At 73.7% G+C, this 18,827-nt stretch carries 17 protein-coding genes and 1 pseudogene; 9 read left to right on the forward strand and 9 right to left on the reverse strand.

The genetic code is table 11. The features are described from left to right. The first annotated feature begins 62 nt into the window (after positions 1 to 62). On the forward strand, positions 63 to 1,040 hold the full coding sequence (locus IF27_RS07605; protein ID WP_052848623.1) for an ATP-binding cassette domain-containing protein: 978 nt from the start codon (positions 63 to 65) through the stop codon (positions 1,038 to 1,040). Then, entirely contained in the window at positions 1,037 to 1,840 is an 804-nt protein-coding gene (locus IF27_RS07610; RefSeq protein ID WP_052848624.1) for an ABC transporter permease, read from the forward strand. The genes IF27_RS07605 and IF27_RS07610 overlap by 4 nt, the downstream gene beginning before the upstream one ends. Before the next feature lie 10 nt (positions 1,841 to 1,850). Here IF27_RS07610 and IF27_RS07615 read toward each other — a convergent pair whose 3' ends face one another. Next, positions 1,851 to 4,256: a helicase-associated domain-containing protein gene (locus IF27_RS07615; protein ID WP_052848625.1), complete on the reverse strand. Its 2,406-nt coding sequence runs from the start codon at positions 4,254 to 4,256 to the stop codon at positions 1,851 to 1,853. 317 nt (positions 4,257 to 4,573) lie between these two features. Here IF27_RS07615 and IF27_RS07620 point away from each other — a divergent pair, with 317 nt between their 5' ends. After that, on the forward strand, positions 4,574 to 5,431 hold the full coding sequence (locus IF27_RS07620; protein ID WP_052848626.1) for a helix-turn-helix domain-containing protein: 858 nt from the start codon (positions 4,574 to 4,576) through the stop codon (positions 5,429 to 5,431). A gap of 70 nt (positions 5,432 to 5,501) precedes the next feature. Here IF27_RS07620 and pstB read toward each other — a convergent pair whose 3' ends face one another. The 5 genes from pstB to IF27_RS07645 form a co-directional block, all read right to left on the reverse strand. Next, positions 5,502 to 6,281 (reverse strand): phosphate ABC transporter ATP-binding protein PstB, encoded by a 780-nt coding sequence (pstB, locus tag IF27_RS07625; protein ID WP_052848627.1) that lies wholly within the window; start codon positions 6,279 to 6,281, stop codon positions 5,502 to 5,504. Positions 6,282 to 6,325: 44 nt separating this feature from the next. Next, entirely contained in the window at positions 6,326 to 7,459 is a 1,134-nt protein-coding gene (gene pstA / locus IF27_RS07630; RefSeq protein WP_190232853.1) for a phosphate ABC transporter permease PstA, read from the reverse strand. Next, positions 7,459 to 8,403 (reverse strand): phosphate ABC transporter permease subunit PstC, encoded by a 945-nt coding sequence (gene pstC, locus IF27_RS07635; RefSeq protein WP_052848628.1) that lies wholly within the window; start codon positions 8,401 to 8,403, stop codon positions 7,459 to 7,461. Before pstC ends, pstA begins: the two co-directional genes overlap by 1 nt. Before the next feature lie 134 nt (positions 8,404 to 8,537). Continuing rightward, on the reverse strand, positions 8,538 to 9,665 hold the full coding sequence (pstS, locus tag IF27_RS07640; protein ID WP_052848629.1) for a phosphate ABC transporter substrate-binding protein PstS: 1,128 nt from the start codon (positions 9,663 to 9,665) through the stop codon (positions 8,538 to 8,540). Between the two features lie 241 nt (positions 9,666 to 9,906). Then, complete coding sequence (locus IF27_RS07645) at positions 9,907 to 10,776, reverse strand: response regulator transcription factor (RefSeq protein ID WP_223290953.1); 870 nt, start codon at positions 10,774 to 10,776, stop codon at positions 9,907 to 9,909. A gap of 601 nt (positions 10,777 to 11,377) precedes the next feature. Here IF27_RS07645 and IF27_RS07655 point away from each other — a divergent pair. The 4 genes from IF27_RS07655 to truA all read left to right on the forward strand — a co-directional run bounded on the left by IF27_RS07655 (position 11,378) and on the right by truA (position 15,168). Next, the gene (locus tag IF27_RS07655) at positions 11,378 to 12,388 is read left to right on the forward strand and encodes a hypothetical protein (RefSeq protein WP_223290954.1); all 1,011 of its coding nucleotides are present in this window, start codon (positions 11,378 to 11,380) and stop codon (positions 12,386 to 12,388) included. A 43-nt stretch (positions 12,389 to 12,431) separates the two neighbouring features. Beyond that, positions 12,432 to 13,004, forward strand: a complete 573-nt coding sequence (locus tag IF27_RS07660) for a TetR/AcrR family transcriptional regulator (protein WP_052848632.1) — start codon at positions 12,432 to 12,434, stop codon at positions 13,002 to 13,004. Positions 13,005 to 13,084: 80 nt separating this feature from the next. Further along, positions 13,085 to 14,254 (forward strand): MFS transporter, encoded by a 1,170-nt coding sequence (locus tag IF27_RS07665; RefSeq protein ID WP_052848633.1) that lies wholly within the window; start codon positions 13,085 to 13,087, stop codon positions 14,252 to 14,254. 80 nt (positions 14,255 to 14,334) lie between these two features. Continuing rightward, positions 14,335 to 15,168: a tRNA pseudouridine(38-40) synthase TruA gene (gene truA / locus IF27_RS07670; RefSeq protein ID WP_110945692.1), complete on the forward strand. Its 834-nt coding sequence runs from the start codon at positions 14,335 to 14,337 to the stop codon at positions 15,166 to 15,168. 123 nt (positions 15,169 to 15,291) lie between these two features. Here the strand turns inward: truA and IF27_RS07675 are convergent, their stop codons facing one another. From IF27_RS07675 to IF27_RS07685, 3 genes and pseudogenes are all read right to left on the reverse strand, one after another. Then, on the reverse strand, positions 15,292 to 16,092 hold the full coding sequence (locus IF27_RS07675; protein ID WP_052848634.1) for an inositol monophosphatase family protein: 801 nt from the start codon (positions 16,090 to 16,092) through the stop codon (positions 15,292 to 15,294). 57 nt (positions 16,093 to 16,149) lie between these two features. Next, entirely contained in the window at positions 16,150 to 17,028 is an 879-nt protein-coding gene (locus IF27_RS07680) for a hypothetical protein (protein ID WP_052848635.1), read from the reverse strand. A 44-nt stretch (positions 17,029 to 17,072) separates the two neighbouring features. Continuing rightward, positions 17,073 to 17,487, reverse strand: a pseudogene (locus IF27_RS07685) (NUDIX hydrolase). Positions 17,488 to 17,782: 295 nt separating this feature from the next. On the opposite strand from IF27_RS07685, the gene rplM reads away from it, so the two are divergent. After that, positions 17,783 to 18,226: a 50S ribosomal protein L13 gene (rplM, locus tag IF27_RS07690; RefSeq protein WP_052848636.1), complete on the forward strand. Its 444-nt coding sequence runs from the start codon at positions 17,783 to 17,785 to the stop codon at positions 18,224 to 18,226. Positions 18,227 to 18,267: 41 nt separating this feature from the next. After that, positions 18,268 to 18,780 (forward strand): 30S ribosomal protein S9, encoded by a 513-nt coding sequence (gene rpsI, locus IF27_RS07695; protein ID WP_052848637.1) that lies wholly within the window; start codon positions 18,268 to 18,270, stop codon positions 18,778 to 18,780. The last annotated feature ends 47 nt before the right edge of the window (positions 18,781 to 18,827 follow it).

The raw sequence follows: 18,827 nt of genomic DNA on the forward strand, positions 1-18,827 counted from the left end.
GCGTCCGCCCCCACCGCGGACGACCCACCGCCCCGCCGACCGACACCAAGAGGGGGACCGGCATGACGGTCACCGGCACCACCGCCGCGCTCACGGCCACCGGGCTGCGGAAGTCCTACGGCGGCAAGGCCGCCGTGGACGGCATCGACCTGCACGTCCCCGAGGGCAGCGTCTACGCGCTCCTCGGCCCGAACGGCGCGGGCAAGACCACCACCGTCGGCATCCTCACGACCCTCACCCGCCCCGACGCGGGCAGCGCCACCATCGGCGGCCACGACCTGGCCCGCGACCAGGACGGCGTGCGCTCCGTCATCGGCGTCACCGGACAGTTCGCCGCCGTGGACCACCTGCTCACGGCGCGGGAGAACCTGATCCTGCTGGCCGACCTGCACCATCTCGGCCGCCACGAGGGCCGCCGCCGCGCCGACGCGCTGCTGGCAGGCCTCGACCTGGCCGAGGCCGCGCGCAATCCCGTCGCCACCTTCTCCGGCGGCATGCGCCGCAAGCTCGACCTCGCCATGACCCTGATCGGCGACCCACGCGTCCTCTTCCTGGACGAGCCGACCACCGGCCTCGACCCGCGAAGCCGCCGCACGATGTGGCGGATCATCCGGGAGCTGGTCGGCGGCCGGGGCGTGACGGTCGTCCTCACCACGCAGTACCTGGAGGAGGCCGACCGGCTGGCCGACCGCGTCGGCGTCCTCGACGGCGGACGCCTCGTCGCCGAGGGGACGCCCGACGAGCTGAAGCGCCGCGTCCCCGGCGGCCACATCCGGCTGCGCTTCGACGCCCAGGAGCAGTACGCCCGCGCCGTCGCCGTCTTCGGGGAGGCGGCCCGCCGTGACGACGCCGCGCTCCTCCTCGACATCCCCTGCGACGGCGGCATCACGGCCGTCCGCTCCGTCCTCGGCATCCTCGACGCCTCGGCGGTCGAGGCCACCGCGCTCACCGTCCACACCCCCGACCTGGACGACGTCTTCCTCGCCCTGACCGGGCGCCACGACACCCCGCCCGCCACGCCGGAGGAGAACGCCCGATGAGCGCCCCGATCCTTGCGCCCGCCCTCGCCCCGTCCCATGTGCTCACCGACTCGCTCACCCTGACGCGCCGCAACCTCCGCCACGCCCTGCGCTACCCCGCCATGACCACCGTCGTCGTCGGCATGCCGGTGCTGATGCTGCTCGTCTTCACCTACGCCTTCGGCGGCGCGCTCGGCGAGGGCATCGGGACGCGCGGCGCGTACATCGAGTACGTCGCCCCCGGCATCTTCCTGATGGCGGCGGCCTCGGGCGCCGTCGCCACGGCGGTCGGCCTGTGCATGGACATGACCGAGGGGATCGTCAACCGGTTCCGCACCCTGCGGATCTCCCGCGCCTCGATCATCGCCGGGCACGTCCTCGGCACCACGCTCCAGACGCTCGTCAGCATCGCCCTGGTGATCGCCGTCGCGGTGGCCGTCGGCTTCCGGCCGGACGCCACGCCCGTCGAATGGCTCGCCGCCGCCGGGCTCCTCGCGTTCGTCGCGCTGGCGCTCAGCTGGGTCGGCGCCGCGATGGGCCTGGTCGCGCGCACCCCCGAGTCGGCGAGCAACGGGCCGCTGCCGCTCCAGTTCCTGCCGTTCCTCGGCAGCGCCGTCGTGCCCGCGGACTCCATGCCCGCGGCCACCCGGTGGTTCGCCGAGCACCAGCCGTTCACGCCGGTCATCGAGACGCTCCGCGGCCTGCTGACGGGCACCGCGATCGGCACCGACGGCGCCGTCGCGCTCGCCTGGTGCGCGGGCCTGACGGTCGTCGGCCTGCTGTGGGCGCGCGTCGCCTTCGCACGGGCAGCCGCCCGCTGACGGCCCCCGCTCACTCCGGCAGCGCCGCCGCGCCCGTGATGCGGTGCAGCGGATACGTGCGGACCTCGTCGGCCGTGTGGTCGAAGGCCGTGACGAAGCCGCCCTCCACCCGCACCGGCGTGAGCACGTGCTGCGCCGCGACGCCGTCCGCGCCGACGTACCCGATGCGCACCGGCGTGCCCTTCCCGGCCGCCACGCGCAGGGCGCCCAGCGTCTCGGTCGCCGACGTGCGCGGGGCGGGGCCCCCGGGGTCCGCGACCGTGGCGGGCAGCCTGCCGCCCACCGGACGGGGGCCGTCCCCCGCCGCGTGGTCCCCGGCGCGGATCGCCCGTACGGCCGCCGTGAGCAGCGTGTCGTCGGCGCGCGGCGGGCTGTCGGGGGCCGGTTCCGGCGCGCTGCGCGGCGGGGTGCGGCGCGGCTCGGTGGACAGGGCGACGACCGTGCCGTCCGTGCCCTCGGCCGCCGGGGCGAAGCCCAGCTCCCGCAGGCGCGTCAGGAGGAGGTCGGGCGGCGTGGGGGTGACCAGCACGCTCGGCGCGATGCGGCGCAGCCGCAGCGGTTCCGAGCGCCGGTCGGCGAGCAGCTGGGTGAGGACGGCGTCGTCCTCGCAGCAGATGTATCCGGACGCCGCGCCGACCCGCAGCTGGCCGTGACGCCTGGCCACGTCGTCCACGAGGTAGGACAGCGGCTGCGGCACGGGGGTGCGGGAGCGTTCGGCGAGGAACGCGTGCAGCTCGCCCGCCGTCCGGCCCGAGTCGAGCGCGCGGCGCACCGAGGCGGTCGTGAAGCGGTAGACGGTGGCGCCGCCGGTGGACTCGACGTCGGCCAGCACCGCCATCACCTGCCGTACGTCGCGCCGCAGCGGCCCGGGGGCGACGGCCGTCAGGTCGGCCTGGAGGAGGAAGTGGTCCAGCGGCTCGGGCAGCAGCGGGGCCAGCAGGACGGCCGCCGCCTCGGTGTCGGGCGTGTCGCCCAGCAGGGGCCGGACGAAACCGGCCAGCGCGCCGCGCCCGGTGACGCCGAGCCGTTCCGCCTCGGTGAACGCCGCCTCGCTCAGCAGCGCCCGCGTCTCGGCGGGACAGCGCCGCGGCAGCTCCCAGCGCACGCGTTCCGCCATCGCCTCGGGCGCCGGGGCCGTGCCCGGCTCGACGGACGCGAGCAGGGCGAGGACCCGGCGGCGCAGCGCCACGGCCGGGCCACGGTCGAGCCCGGGGCCGAGCGCGGTGAGCGGGCGGCCCTTGGAGTCACGGCCCCCGACGAGCCCGGGGACGCGTGTCCCGGCCAGCCAGGCGGTGACCAGCAGCAGCCAGCGCCACTGCGACGGGGCGGCGAGCCAGCGGTCGTACGCGGGGGTCGGCGCGTACCGTTCGTCGGCCTGGCCGTCGGAGGCCAGCAGCCCGGCGGCGTAGGCCAGTTCGACCCAGAAGGCCGCCTCGGGCTCGGGGACGTCGAGCACGACGGCCGTCCGCTTCAGGTCGCGCACGCCCAGGCCACCGGCCCGCAGCACGGGCGGCCCCTCGCGCTCCCACTCGCTGAGCAGTTCCTCGACGACCGTCAGCGCCGTGTACGCGGCACCGGCCGCCGTGGCGTCCGTGACGCCGGGTCCTGGCGTGGCGCGCGGGGTCAGGGGCGGCGGCTCGGGCGACAGGACGCGGTGGGCACGGCCGCCGCGCAGCTGGAGCGCCACCTCGCGGGGCAGCACCACGGTGCCGGGGGAGGTGGGCATCAGCAGGCCGCGGTCCAGCAGCCAGCGCAGATGCGGGGCGGGCTGCGCGGAGATCTCGCCGTACGGCGGCCCCCACGTCAGCCGGTCGAGGACGGCCTGCGACCCGTCGGGGGCGTCGGCGAGCAGGGCGGCGAGCCGGTCGGCGTCCCGGAACAGGCCGGTGAGCGCGGTCAGGGCGCTGACGGGGTCGTGCGTGCCGGGGAGTCCGGCGTGCAGCAGGAGTTCCTGGATGCGGCGCGGGGAGATGCCGTTGGCCGTCTCCGCGAGGGTCGGGCCGAGGCCGGTGGCGCTGGGGCGCGCGGCGGTGGGCGCCAGCAGCTCCTGCGCCGTCCGCACGAGCCGCAGGCCGTCGGGTCGCCCCCACAGCACCGCGCGCGCACGGAGCGTCGCGACGGCGGCCGGTACCTTCTCCTCGCCGCCGGGCAGCAGCGCCGTCAGGTTCTCGACGGGGCAGGGCTGCGGGGCGACGGCGAGTGCCTCGGCCGTCTGGAGCGTGAAGGTGTCCAGGCGTTCCAGCACGCGCAGGACGGACGCGCGGGCGCCCGCGCGGGTGGCCAGCTGTGACAGGTCGCCGGGGAGCGGGGAGAGCAGGTCGGCGCGTGTCCGCAGCAGCCCGGCGAGTTCCGCGTCCGAGCGGGCGCGCAGCTCGTCGGCGAGGGTGCGGGGCGGGACTGTGGACGGAGCGGTCATCCCCCCCACGCTACCCGCACCGCACGCGCGTGGCACCGGTCGGACGTCACTCTCGGCGACAACTTCCGGTAAAGAGCCCGCCGCACGCGGGCCCGCGCGGTCGCGCGCCCCGGCGCCACCCGGCCGTACCCGCCCCGCGCGTCCGTGCCGGTCCTGCCGTGCGGCCGGGCGTGGCCCGCCCCGGTGGCCCCGCGTGCCACGGGGATAACGTTGCGCCACCGGGGATGCGTACGCGTGAGCGGCTCCGTAGGCAAGTGGACTCAGGGGGTGACCGGGCGGCAGACTCGTCCCACGTGACGGAAAGGACCGGATGACCGATGCCGCCGAGGGAGAGCCCGACCGCCCGACAGGTGCGCCTGGGAACGGAGTTGCGCCGTCTGCGCGAACGGGCCGGGAGAACGGCGCGTGAGGCCGCCGCCATGCTCGGCACGGATCAGGGGAAGATCAGCCACATAGAGTCGGGCCGCATCGGCGTCAGCGAGGAGCGCATCCGCCGTCTGACCGGCTTCTACGAGTGCGGCGACGAGGAGTTGGTCGGCGCGCTGTGCGCCATCGCCCGCGAGCACCGGGGCCAGTTCTGGTGGGACGAGTACCGGGGCATCCTTGCACCGCTGTGGATGGACATGTGCGAGCTGGAGCACCATGCCGTCTCGATGCGCATATTCCACACCGTCTCGGTGCCGGGGCTGCTCCAGAGCGAGGAGTACGCGCGGGCCCTGTTCACCGGGGCCCTGGTCGAACTGCCCCCGGAGGAGGTCGAGCTGCGCACGCGGCACCGGATGCGGCGCAAGGTCGTGCTGGAGCGGGCGCACCCGCCGCCGTTCGACGTCTTCCTGCACGAGGCGGCGCTGCGGATGCGGATCGGCGGCCGTCAGGTGATGCGGCGGCAGCTCGACCAGCTCATGGCCGACGCCGAGCGGCCCCACATCACGCTGCGCGTCGTCCCGTTCACCAACGAGAACTACTTCGAGGCCATCCAGCCCGTGCTGTACGCGGACGGTGTCGTGCCTCAGCTGGACACCGTGCAGGTGGACGCGGCCACCGGCGGGGGCTCGTTCATCGACACCGAGGCGCAACTGGAGCGCTACCGGCTCTTCTTCGGCCGCTGCGAGAAGTTCTCGCTCGATCCGGGCGAGTCCAGGCAGCTCATCCACCACATCGCCCGCGAGCTGTGACGCGCCGGGCGGGACCGGCGCGGCGAACGGGCCGCCCCGGCGCGTGGCCGGGCCGGGGCAGCCGGCCCGGTCAGCCGAAGCGGCCCGAGATGTAGTCCTCGGTGGCCTGGTTGCTCGGCGTGGAGAAGATCTTCGTCGTCTCGTCGATCTCCACGAGGCCGCCGGGCTCGCCGACCGCCCGCAGGTTGAAGAAGCCCGTGACGTCGCTGACCCGCGCGGCCTGCTGCATGTTGTGGGTCACGATGACGATCGTGTACTGCTCCTTCAGCTCCAGCATCAGGTCCTCGATGGCCTGGGTGGAGATCGGGTCGAGCGCCGAGCACGGCTCGTCCATGAGCAGGACGTCCGGCTGCACGGCTATCGCGCGGGCTATGCACAGCCGCTGCTGCTGGCCGCCCGACAGGCCGGAACCCGGCCGGTTCAGCCGGTCCTTGACCTCTTCCCACAGGTTCGCGGAGCGCAGGGACCGCTCCACCAGGGCGTCGAGGTCGGCGCGCTTCATCCGCTTGCTGTTGAGCCGGACGCCCGCCACCACGTTGTCGTAGATCGACATGGTGGGGAACGGGTTCGGCCGCTGGAACACCATGCCGATGTGCCGCCGGACGTTGACCGGGTCCACGTTCGCGCCGTACAGGTCCTCGTTGTCCATGAGGACCTTGCCCTCGACCCGCGCGTTCGGCACCAGTTCGTGCATGCGGTTGAGCGTGCGCAGGAAGGTGGACTTGCCGCAGCCCGACGGGCCGATCAGCGCGGTCACCGACCGCGGCTCGATCGTCATCGACACGCCCTGCACGGCGAGGAACTTGTCGTAGTAGATGTCGAGGCCCTTGACCTCGATGCGCTTGGCCACAGTGCTTCGCTTTCTTCGTCCGGGGTTCCGGGGGGCGGCGGCCGTCAGCCGCGGGTCTTGGGGGCGAACAGCCGGGAGATCAGCCGCGCTCCCAGGTTGAGGACCATCACGATGAGGATCAGCAGCAGCGCGGCGGACCAGGCCCGGTCGAAGTACGCCTCACGGGGGATGCCCGGCGTGGCGTACTGGCTGAACGAGAAGACCGACAGGGTCGCCATCCGGCCGTCGAACGGGTCGAAGTTGTCGCTGGTGGTGATGCCGACCGTGATGAGCAGCGGCGCCGTCTCGCCGATGACACGGGCGATCGCCAGCGTCACACCGGTCGCGATGCCCGCGATCGCGGTGGGCAGGACGACCTTCACGATCGTCCGCCACTTCGGGACGGCCAGCGCGTACGACGCCTCGCGCAGCTCGTTCGGCACCAGCTTGAGCATCTCCTCGGTGGAGCGCACCACGATGGGGATCATGAGGATGCTCAGCGCGACCGAGCCCATGAAGCCCATGCGGACGCCTGGACCGTAGAACAGCTCGAAGAGCGCGTAGGCGAACAGGCCCGCCACGATCGAGGGGATGCCGGTCATGACGTCCACGAAGAACGTGATCGCCCGCGCCAGCGCGCCGCGCCCGTACTCGACCAGGTAGATGGCGGTGAGCATGCCGACCGGCACGGAGATCAGCGCGGCGAGCGCCGTGATGATCAGCGTGCCGAAGATGGCGTGGTTGACGCCGCCGCCCTCACCGACGACGCCGCGCATCGAGTAGCTGAAGAACTCCGTGTCGAAGCGTGCGAGGCCGCGGTCCACCACGGTCCACACGACCGACGCCAGCGGCACCAGCGCGACGAGGAACGCCGAGCTGACCACCGCCGTCACGAACCGGTCGAACGCCCGGCGCGTGCCCTCGACCGAGCGCGACCACAGGTAGATCACGACCGTGTACGCCACGGCGGCGAGGACGGCGCCCCACGTCGCGCCGAGACCGGCCGCGAACAGGGCCGCGCCGAGACCGACGGCGCCCAGCAGCACCAGACGGGCCGCGTGCCGGGGGAGGCTGCCCCGCGTCAGCGGGACGGCGGCGAGCGTCACCGTCTGCGGCCCCGGGTCCTCGTGGGCCGGGAGGCGGTCCGTGTCGAGCGACTCGGCGGGGCCCGTGGCGGGGTTGGTGGGAGGGGTGCTCATCAGTTGGCTCCCGAGAAGTCGCGGCGCCGGTTGATCACCGCACGGGCGCCCATGTTGACGAAGAGCGTGACGGCGAAGAGGACGAGACCCGAGGCGATCAGGACGTTGATGTCCAGTCCTGAGGACTCGGGGAAGCGCAGCGCGATGTTCGCCGCGATCGACGACGGGTTGCCCGAGCCGATGATGTTGAACGTGACGCCCGCGGAACCGGACAGCACGATCGCCACCGCCATCGTCTCGCCGAGCGCCCGCCCGAGGCCGAGCATCGCGCCGCCGATGATCGCGGAGCGGCCGAACGGCAGCACCGCCATGCGGATCATCTCCCAGCGGGTCGCGCCCAGCGCGAGCGACGCCTCCTCGTGCAGCCGCGGCGTCTGGAGGAACGCCTCGCGCACCACGGCGGTGGTGATCGGCAGGATCATCACCGCGAGCACCATCGACGCCACGAGCATCGTGCGGCCGGTGGCGGACGCCGGGCCCTCGAACAGCGGGATGAAGCCCAGGTTGTCGGCGAGCCACTGCGTCGGTTCCACGGTGAGCGGCGCCAGTTCGGCCGCGCCCCACAGGCCGAAGATGATGCTCGGCACGGCCGCGAGCAGGTCGATCAGGTAGCCGAGCGTCACGGCGACGCGGCGCGGCGCGTAGTGCGAGATGAACAGCGCGATCGCCACGGCGAACGGCGTGGCGATCAGGAGGGCGAACGTCGCGGATATGAGCGTGCCGAACAGCAGGGGCCAGACGTACAGGACGAGGCCCTCGCCGTCCGGCATCTCCTCGTCCGACGCCCACAGGGCCGGCCATGCCTCGATGACCAGGAAGGCCGCGACCCCGGCCAGGATCGCGAGGATCGTGATCCCTGCCCCGGTGGAGGCTCCGGCGAAGACACGGTCGCCCGGCCGCTGCACCGTCCCGCGCCTGGGTGTCTTCTCGGTGGTGGAGGGCACTGTCTTGTCCCTTTCTCGTGCGGGAGTCCGTCAGGCCGTCCGCCGGGCCGTGCGGCCGGGCGGGCGGCGGAACGCGGCAGGCCCGGCCCGCCCCCGGGCGGGTGGCGGGCCGGACCTGCCGACCGTGCGCGGACTCAGGCCGCGGAACCGATGGCGTCCACGGCGGCCTGGAACTGCTGGCTCAGGTCGGCGGACAGCGGCGCGGAACCGGCCGTGTCGGCGGCGGCCTGCTGGCCCTCCGGGCTCAGGATGTAGTTGAAGTAGCCCTGCACGAGGTCGGCGGTGGCGGCGTCGTCGTACGCGGCGCAGGCCAGGCCGTAGGAGACGAGGACGATCGGGTAGGTCCCGGCCTCGGTCGTCTCACGGGCGAGGTCGAAGGCGAAGTCGTGCTCGCCGCGGCCCTCGGCGCGCTCGGAGACCTCAAGGACCGCCGCGGCGGCCTCGGGGGAGTACTCGGTGAACTGGTCGCCGACACCGACGTGCACGGTGCCGAGGCCGCTCGCCTGGCTGGCGTCGGCGTAGCCGATGGTGCCCTCGCCGCTGGTGACGGCCTGGACGACACCCGAGGTGCCCTGCGCGGCCTCGCCACCCTCGACCGGCCACACGTCGCTGGCCTCGTGCGGCCACGCGTCGGGGGCCACGGCCGCCAGGTAGTCGGTGAAGTTCTCGGTGGTGCCGGAGTCGTCGGCGCGGTTGACCGGCGTGATCGCGGTGTCCGGCAGCTCGACCTCCGGGTTGTCGGCGGCGATCGCGTCGTCGTTCCAGGTGGTGATCTGCTGGTTGAAGATGCCCGCGATGGTCTCGGCGCTCAGGTTCAGCGACTCCACGCCCGGCAGGTTGAAGATCACGGCGATCGGCGAGACGTAGATCGGCAGCTCGACGACCTCGCCGCCGCAGCGCTCGTTGGCGGCGGCCAGCTCCTCCTCGTCGAGGTACGCGTCCGAGCCCGCGAAGGCGACGCCACCCGCGATGAACTGCTCACGGCCCGCGCCGGAACCGGCCGGGTCGTAGGTGACGGTGACGTCCGGGTTGGCGTCCTGGAAGCCGGCCATCCACGCCTGCTGCGCCGCGTCCTGCGAGCTGGCGCCCGCACCGGCGAGGCTGCCGGACAGTTCCGACGCGGGGCTGCCGCTGTCGCCGCCGCTGGTCCCGCCGCTGCTGCCGCCGCTCCCCTCGTCCTCGTTCTCGCTGCTGCACGCCGTGACCAGGGCCAGGGCGGATACCACGGCTATCGCGGCGGTTCGGGCGCGCCAGTTGCGCATGGCCTTTGCTCCTCGTTCGTCCCCGGCCGACGGCCGGGATCATGGTGATGTCTTGACGGTGTCGAGGAGAACGTAAGAGCGGCCAGCGAAGCAGTGAGGGCCAGAAGGTGAACAGAAACGTAGGTTCAAAGGAACCGGCGGTTTCACAAAAAGAGTTGGAATCGTTAAGGAAACGACAGCCTCGGTGAGACCCCGGCAGCCTGCGGGCGGCGTCCACCGCTCGCCCGCAGGGCCGCGCCGCTCAGCTCTCCGGCGGCACGAGGCGGTATCCGACGCCCCGGACGGTCTGGATGATCTCCGGGTGGTGCGGGTCGTCACCGAGCCGCTCGCGCAGGCGCCGAATGTGAACGGTGATGGTGTTCGACCGCCGCGCGCCCTCGCCCCACAGCTCCGCCCTGATGCGATCACGCGTGATCACCTTCTCGGCGTGCAGCATCAGCAGGTGCAGCAACTGGAACTCGCGCAGCGGCAGCCGCGCCGTCGAGATGCCGTGCATGCGCACCTCGTACGTGGACGGGTCCAGCGTCAGCGGCCCGCAGACCAGCGGCTGGTCCCAGCCCCGGTGGCCCCGGTCCGCCAGGCTCAGCAGCTGCGCCACCTCGCGCGGCCGGTACGGGCGGGCCACGCAGGCGCTCGCCCCCGCCGCCAGCGCAGGGCCGACCTGGTCCGTGTCGTCGGGGCCCACGCCGAGGACCACCGGGATGGACAACCGCCGCCGCACCAGGCGCAGTACGGTCGCGCCGTCGATCACCGGCAGGTCCGCCGAGACGAGCAGGACGTCCGGCTTGCGCAGCCCCGCCTCCAGCAGCGCCGCCGCGCCGTCCGGGCAGTGCACCACCGACACCTGGTACTTGGCGAGCTGCGCCGTCAGCCCCTGCCGTATGCGCTCGTCGGAGTCGGCGAGCAGCACGACGGGGTTGGTGCCCAGCGGGATGCTGGCCTGTGCCGGTTCCGGGCCCTCGTCGCGTGACGGCACGCCGTCGCGGCCGTAGGGCTCGTCGTCCGGCCCGCCGGGGCCGTCAGCCGGGGCTACGGGGAAGATCCGCGGCGCTTTGGCCGTCGGGCCTGCCGAGGCTCTTCTCGGCTGCGTCGTGTTCAACCAGGCGCCCATGGCGCACTCCCTCGCTGTCGGTGTCGGCAGTGAAGAACGCGGTGCGGTCGATGACCCGGGCGGCCTGGCGCGTGCGGGGGGTCACGAGCGCGTGGGCGGCGCGCGTGCGCTGCTGCCGGCCGCCGGGGAGGGTGGGCCCGCCGCTCTTCACCTCGTCCTCGGCCCCGTGTCGCGGGGCCGCGCCCGTCAGCGCCTTCTCCAGGTGCCCGCGGGTCCGTTCCGCCCGTGGCCCCGTGCGGGCCGGGGGGCGCGGCGCGGTCGTACCGCCGTGGCCGGGCGGGCCGGTCCTCCGCCCGCGAGGGGGACGCGGTCTCCCGCCGCCTGGCGGCGCGGGCGCCCGCCCCTCCCGTCCCGCGCCACGGCGCCCGGCCGTGGCAGGGCCGTGGTGGGCTGGTGCGGCGGACGGCACGGCGGGACCCCCGGGCGTGAAAAGGCGGTCAGGCAGGGACGTTCACCATGTAACGAGCTGTGGGTAGCGGGTTGTGCGGCGTTCGGTGAACCCGCGATGAACAACGGCGTTCCCCTCGGTTCCGCCGTCCTTCGCCGCGATCCGCTCGCCCGCGCGGGAGTCGTCCGCGTAGCATCGGGGGGATTCCGGTCCGTGGGTGGGGTCCACCCGCCAGGCGCAGGGCAGTTGGTTGTGGGCATCGAAGGCGAACAGCTCGTACTTGACTATCTCAGCCGCGTCGGCGACCTGGCGCACGGCACCAGCCTGTCGGCCGCGCAGCGCGCCGCCCTGGTGAACCGGCTGCGCGACGACATTCACCGTGCCAGGTCCGCCGCCGGGCCCACGGAGAGCCGCGCGTCGGTGAAGCGCATCCTCGGGCGGATGGGGAGCCCGGAGGACGTGGTCGCGGCAGCGGCGACCACTCCCGCCGCGCCGTCCGCGCCCGCGCCCCAGCCCCCGCCCGCCCGTGCCGCCGCGCCGCGTGCCACGCCGCGTCCGACGCCGCCCGACGGCGCGGGCGTCGAGGGCCCGTCCGTGCCGCTGCCGCCGCAGCGGGGCCCTGGGCCGAGCCGGTCACCGTTCCTGCGACCGGCGCCGCCCGGACGTACCTACTGGCCCGACGGCGACATCGGCCTCTTCAGGGGCGGCATCGAACTCCCCGAGATGCTGCACCCGCCCGCCGAGCAGGAGGACGAGAAGCCCACGGCGGCCACGGCGGACGAGGCGGCGGCCGAGGAGGCCGTACCGCCCGCCGCCGACGCGCCCGCGCCGGGCGGCGGGCGGCGCCTGGCGCGCGCGGCGCTGGCCGGGCGGCGGGTCGGCGGCTTCGTCGAGCTGTCCGCCGTGCTGCTCCTCGTCGCCGGTACGGTCGTCGGCTCGATCGCGCCCCTGGCCCTCGGCTGGCTGGCGGCCTGGTGGTCGCCGCGCCTCGGCCGCCGCGAGGCGCAGTGGGCCGCCCTCGGCATGCCCGCGCTCGTCGCCGGGGCGTACGCGCTGTGGCTCGGCGGCAGGAACGGCGGGTACTGGGGCGAGCCGCTGGCGCAGGGCGAGGCGCAGGAGATGCTGGACGGCGACTGGCCGGTGCTGCTGCGCGTCGCGGCCCTGGCGAGCGCCGCGTTCCTCCTGTACCGGGCCAGGCGCCACGTGCCGCCCGCGGCGTCCTGACGGGTATTGCACCGGCCGTTCCAGAACGGGTAGCGTGCTCCCCGTGGCCCGCCCCAGGACGTTCGACGAGGACCGGGCCCTGGACGCCGCGATGCGCGCGTTCTGGATCAACGGCTACGAGGCCACCTCGACCCAGGACCTCTGCGAAGCGACCGGACTGGGCCGCAGCAGCATCTACAACACCTTCGTGAGCAAGCGCGACCTCTTCCGCCGCGCCCTCACCCGCTACATGGACGCCATGAACGAGGCGCAGTTCGCGCTCCTCGACGACCACGACCGCTCGCCGCTGGAGCGCGTGCGCGCCGTGCTCGACCGGGTCGTCGCGACCGAGGCGGGCCTCGGCTGCCTCACCGTCAACACCACCGTCGAACTCGCCGGCCGCGACACGGAGATCGCCGCCGCGCTCGAACGGGACACCGCGCAGCGCCTCGCCAGGATGAGCGCCGTCCTCGCGGCCGGGCAGCGTGACGGCGAGATCGCCGGGGGCCGTGACCCGGACGCGCTCGCCCGCTACCTCGTCGCCGTCATCAGCGGCATCCGCGTGGCCGCGCAGGGCGGCGCGGACCGTGCCGCCCTGGAGGACATCGCCGCCACGGCGCTCGACGCCCTCGTCTGACCCCCTGCCGCACCCCGTCGTGCCGACCCCTGCCCAAGTTTTGTACAGATCGATCCAAAACAAGTGAACGGAAGTGGCCCGTGCCCCGCGCCATCCCTCTCCTCGCCTTCGGCATCTTCGCCATGGTCACCAGCGAGTTCGCCGTCGCCGGACTCATGCCGCAGATGGCGGAAGGGCTCGACACCACCGTCCCGCGCATCGGCTACCTCATCACCGCCTTCGCCGCCGCGATGGCGCTCGGCGGCCCGGTCCTCACCGTCGCCCTCCTGCGGCTGCCGCCGAAGAACGCGCTCCTCGTCCTCTTCGCCCTCTTCCTCGCGAGCAACGTCATGGCGGCCACCGCCACCGGCTACGGCACGATGCTCGCCGCCCGCATCCTCGGCGGCGTCGCGTCCCAGGCGCTGTTCGGCACCGCGATCTCCCTCGCCGTCCGCCTCGTCGGCCCCGAGAGGCGGGGCCGCGCCATCGCCGTCACCCTCAACGGCCTGATGCTGGGCACCCTCCTCGGGCTGCCGCTGTCCACGCTCGTCGGCGAACGCCACGGCTGGCGCGCCGCGTTCTGGGTCATCACCGCCCTGGCACTCCTCGCCGCGCTCGCCACCGCCGTCGGCGTCCCGAAGCTCGAACGGCACGTCGAGGACGGCGGGTTCCGCGCCCAGCTCGCCGTCTTCCGCAGCCGCGCCCTGTGGACGCGCCTGCTCACCAGCACGTGCGTGATCGCCGCGACCTTCTCCGCGTTCAGCTACGCCACCCCGATACTCACCGACGTCACCGGCCTCGCCACCTCCACCATCCCCCTGCTGCTCGTCGCGTACGGCGCCGCCACCGTCGTCGGCAACACCGTCGTCGGCCGCCTCGCCGACCGGCACGCCCTCCCCGTCCTCGCCACCGGGCTCGGCCTGAACGCCCTCTTCCTCGCCGCCTTCGCGCTCCTCACCGACCTGCCCCCGGCCGCCGTCGCCGCGTTCCTCGGCATCGGCCTCGTCGGCGTCACGATGAACCCGGCCATGGCCACACGCGTCCAGCACGCCGCCAACGCCGGGCCGCTCGTGAACACCGTCCACGCGTCGTTCATCACCCTCGGCATCATCCTGTCCTCGGCCGTGGGCGGCCTCGTCATCGGCGCGGCCGGGCTGCGCGCCCCGCTGTGGCTCGGCGCCGCGTTCGCGCTCGCGGGTCTCGCGCTGCTCCTGCCGGAACTGACGGCGCGCAGGGGCGCCCCCGCCGTTCTGAGAGGATCGGCCATGTGAACGACGGTGTGCGGAAGGGCGTGGCGGGCTGCGCCGCGGAGGACACGGCGGACGGCGCGGCCGTCCCCGGGCGCGACGCCGTGCCGGACGGCCATGTCCGCGTACGGCTCGACCTCGCCTACGACGGGGCGGCGTTCTCCGGCTGGGCGCGGCAGAACGCGCGGCGGACCGTCCAGGGCGAGATCGAGGAGGCGCTGCGCGTCGTCACGCGCTCGGGCGGGCGGACGTACGAGCTGACCGTCGCGGGCCGCACCGACGCCGGGGTCCACGCCCGCGGGCAGGTCGCGCACGTCGATCTGCCCGCCGACGTCTGGACCGGGCAGGAGGACCTGCTCCTGCGCCGCCTCACCGGCCGCCTGCCGCAGGACGTGCGCGTGTGGCGCGCCGCCGAGGCGCCCCCGTACTTCAACGCCCGCTTCTCCGCGATCTGGCGGCGGTACGTCTACCGCGTCGGCGACCACCCGGGCGGCGTCGATCCGCTGCGGCGCGGCCATGTGCTGTGGCACAACTGGCCGTTGGACGTCGATGCCATGAACGAGGCGGCAAGGCGCCTGCTGGGGGAGCACGACTTCGCCGCCTACTGCAAGCGCCGCGAGGGCGCGACCACCATCCGTACGCTGCGCGACCTGCGGTGGGAGCGCGGCGCGGACGGCATCCTGGAGTGCACGGTCGAGGCGGACGCGTTCTGCCACAACATGGTGCGCGCCCTCGTCGGCGCCATGCTGTTCGTCGGCGACGGCCACCGGCCGCCCGACTGGCCCGCCACCGTCCTGGCGGGCGGCGTACGCGACTCGGCGGTGCACGTCGTACGGCCCCACGGGCTCACGCTGGAGACCGTCGGCTACCCGCCGGACGACCAACTCGCCGCCCGCAACAGCGCATCCCGCAACCTGCGGACGCTGCTGCTGCCGTGACGTGACGCGGCGGGGGCAGGGTTGACGTACGGCGACGTCCGGCCCGACCGCCGGGCGTGTGGTGGCTGAGCCTGTGCGTACTCGGCCCCGACGACGAGGACTTCGTCGTGCAGACGGCCACCACTAGCCTCGGCCGCGCATCATCGACATCAGCAGCCCGTGGGTCTCGTCGTCGGCGGCGACCACGAGCCCACGACCTGCCTCACCTGTCGGGGCACCGTCGATGCCGGTGACGACACAGCCAGCAGCCCGGCACAGAGCGATACCGGCCGCGAAATGCACGCTCCCGGAGAGGTCGCCGCCATCGGTGACGTACGCTGCGCGCTTCCCGGCGGCCACCCAGGCCAGCGCCAGCGTCGTGGACACGACGCGCGGCCGGAAAACCTCGATGAACTCGGGGCAGGCCAGCAGATCCACGGCCCGGAATCCCGGCGCGCTCGGGAACGGCGGGTCCAGGTTGACGTCCACCAAGCGGGTGGCGGCCGTGGGCGTCAGCAGTGCGTCGTCGGCCCCGTCATGCCGCACCCAGGCCGTCTCCCCGTCGGTGAAGAACACCTCGCCGCTGAACGGGTCGGCCACCGCCGCCGCCCCCTCGCGCAGCGCCACGTTGACGGCCACCAGCATGGTGCCGACGGCGTAGTTCAGCGTGCCGCACAGGGGATCGACCAACCACTGGCGCACGGCGTCGGTGGCGCCTTGCTGCCCGCCTTCCTCGCCGAGCACCGCGTCATCGGGCCGTGCGGCACGGAGGACGGCGAGGATCGTCCTCTCGGCCTCCACGTCGGCAGCGGTGGCGAAGTCCCCGGCACCCTTGTCAATGCGGTCGAGCCGCTGGCCGTACAGGGTGCGGACCACGTCCGCCCCTGCCCGCGCCGCGGCTGTCGCGACTGCGGCATCGTCCGAACGTGCGGAGGAGGTGATCACGCCGTGCAGACTAGCGAGGCGAAGCCACCGCCCCGGCGAGCTCCCCTCGGCGGAGCGCTAGCCGCCGTTCTCCTCCTGGCTGCGGCGGCGCTCCTCCACGATCGCGCTGGCCGACGCCGACGCCTGGGTCTCGCCGCGCTGGATGATGCGGTCGAACGCGTGGTCGTTCCCGTCGCGTGACGCCTGCTGCGCGGCCGTGCCGTCGCCGCTGTCCGGGGTGCCGTCCGCGTTGCCCGCGATGGTGAAGTACGCGTAGCGGCCGACCTGGTTCGTCGTCGTGCGGCAGCCGCCGTTCTGGCAGAACGCGGGCGCGCCGCCGCCGGTCAGGGCGGCCAGGTTGCCGTCCGCCGCGCCGCGTACCTGCTCCGCCGCCTCGACGGTCGGGAACTGCGCGACGCCGACCGTCACGGCGACGCCCTCACCCGTGAACGTGGCGCGCAGCGTCGTGCCGCACTCCAGCTCGGTGAGCGCGGCCGACAGGTCGCCCGAGAAGATCTCGGCCGGGCAGCCCTCCGCCGCGTCCGTCGCCACCTGCGTGTAGGCGCGGCCGTCGAACTCCATGCCCTCGCCGGAGAAGAACGTCTCGGGCTCGAAGGCGGCGACGTCCATCTCCGCGTCGGAGATGAACGCGCTGGGCTCCGGGAGCGGCGGCAGCTGCGTCGGCTCGAAGCCCGAGTCGGACGTGGACGAGCCGGACGGTTCCGCGGGCAGCGTCGAGGAGTCGCCCGACGCGTTGTCGCCGCCGCCCCCGCCGCCCTGGCCCACGATGAGGAGCGCCACCACGGTGCCCACGGCCAGGGCGCCCACCGCCCCGCCGCCGACCAGGAGGCCACGCCTGCGGCGCTGCCGCCGTTCCGCGTCGGCCGCGAGCGCGTTCCAGTCGGGCTGCTGCGAGCCCCCCGGGACCCAGGCGGGTCCTCCCTGCCCGTAACTCATGCGCGCAGTCTAAGGGGAGCCCGGGGCGCGCCGACCCCGGCGGGCTACCCGAGATGGGGCGCCGCGCGCCGCTCGAAGAAGTGCCGCAGGCGGAGCCGCTGCGTGTGGTGCATCGGCAGGCCGTCGATCTCGTCCGCCGCCACGAACCGCAGCGCGGACGACTCGTCGGAGACGGCGGGCGTCCCGCCGGTGATGCCGGCCGCTCGGATCGGTGTACGTGCCGACGAGGCCGGTGATCTCCACGTCGAGGCCCGTCTCCTCCCTGACCTCGCGCACGGCCGCGCCGGGAAGCGACTCGTCCGCCTCCGTCCCGCCGCCGGGCAGCGCCCACAGCCCGCTGTCCACCCGCCGCTGGAGCAGCACGCGCCCCCGGCCGTCCGTGACCACGGCGGACGCAGCGACCACCAGGCTGTTCGGCTCGGGCGCTTCGGGGTCGTCGTCGTACTCGGTCCGTCCCATCCCACAACCCTTCGGTACGGGTACGGGTACGGGTACGGGACGGTCCGGCGCCCGCTGGAGGAGGGGCCGTTCCCGGGCTGTTTTGACCCGTCCGTGGCGTGGACGGTAACCTGCGTCGTTGGAAACTCTCAGCGTATGGCTTGCTCGATCTCACGTGACGGGCCTTGCGCCGGTCCGCCAGGAATTCGCCGGCGGCCAGTACCACGGTATGCGTCACCGGGGTACGGCCTGCGCCGTTGCGGACGACTGGTGGCCTTGTCAGGAACCCATCACTGAAGAAGCGAAGGCTACGACCGTGCGTACGTTCAGCCCCAAGCCCGGCGACGTCCAGCGTCAGTGGCACGTCATCGATGCCTCCGACGTCGTCCTGGGACGACTGGCCTCCCAGGCCGCCACCCTCCTGCGGGGCAAGCACAAGCCGGTGTACGCGCCGCACGTGGACACCGGTGACTTCGTCATCATCGTCAACGCGGGCAAGGTGCACCTGTCCGGCAACAAGCGGACCCAGAAGCTCGCCTACCGGCACTCCGGCTACCCGGGCGGTCTCCGCTCCGTGCGGTACGGGGAGCTGCTCGAGAAGAACCCCGAGCGCGCCGTCGAGAAGGCGATCAAGGGCATGCTGCCGAAGAACACCCTCGGCCGTCAGATGCTCTCCAAGCTCAAGGTCTACGCGGGCCCCGAGCACCCGCACGCCGCCCAGCAGCCGGTGGCGTTCGAGATCACCCAGGTCGCGCAGTAGTCCCGGCCACCCCCAAAGACGGAAAGAATCTGAGGAGAATCGTGGCCGAGCCCACCGCTGAGTCCCTTGACACCGAGGTCCCCGAGGTCGAGGAGTACACCACCGAGAGCACGCCGGAGGAGTTCGCGGCGTCCGCCGAGGAGCTGACCGGCCGCTTCGGCGACCCGCTGCCCGGCGCCGGTACCGGCCGTCGCAAGAACGCGATCGCCCGCGTCCGCATCCTGCCCGGCAGTGGCAAGTGGAAGATCAACGGTCGCACCCTTGAGGGCTACTTCCCGAACAAGGTGCACCAGCAGTCCGTGAACGAGCCCTTCAAGGTGCTCGAACTCGACGAGCGCTACGACGTCGTCGCCCGCATCTCCGGCGGCGGTGTCTCCGGTCAGGCCGGTGCGCTGCGCCTCGGCGTGGCCCGCGCCCTGAACGAGGCGGACGTGGACAACAACCGCGCCCCGCTGAAGAAGGCCGGCTTCCTGACCCGCGACTCCCGCGCGGTCGAGCGGAAGAAGGCCGGTCTGAAGAAGGCGCGTAAGGGTACCCAGTACAGCAAGCGCTAATCGGGGTCATTCCCGGCGCCCCGGCAGCACATCCGTGCTGTCGGGGC

It is taken from the genome of Streptomyces avicenniae, from assembly GCF_000719135.1.
In the GTDB taxonomy this organism is placed as follows: Bacteria; Actinomycetota; Actinomycetes; order Streptomycetales; family Streptomycetaceae; genus Streptomyces; species Streptomyces avicenniae.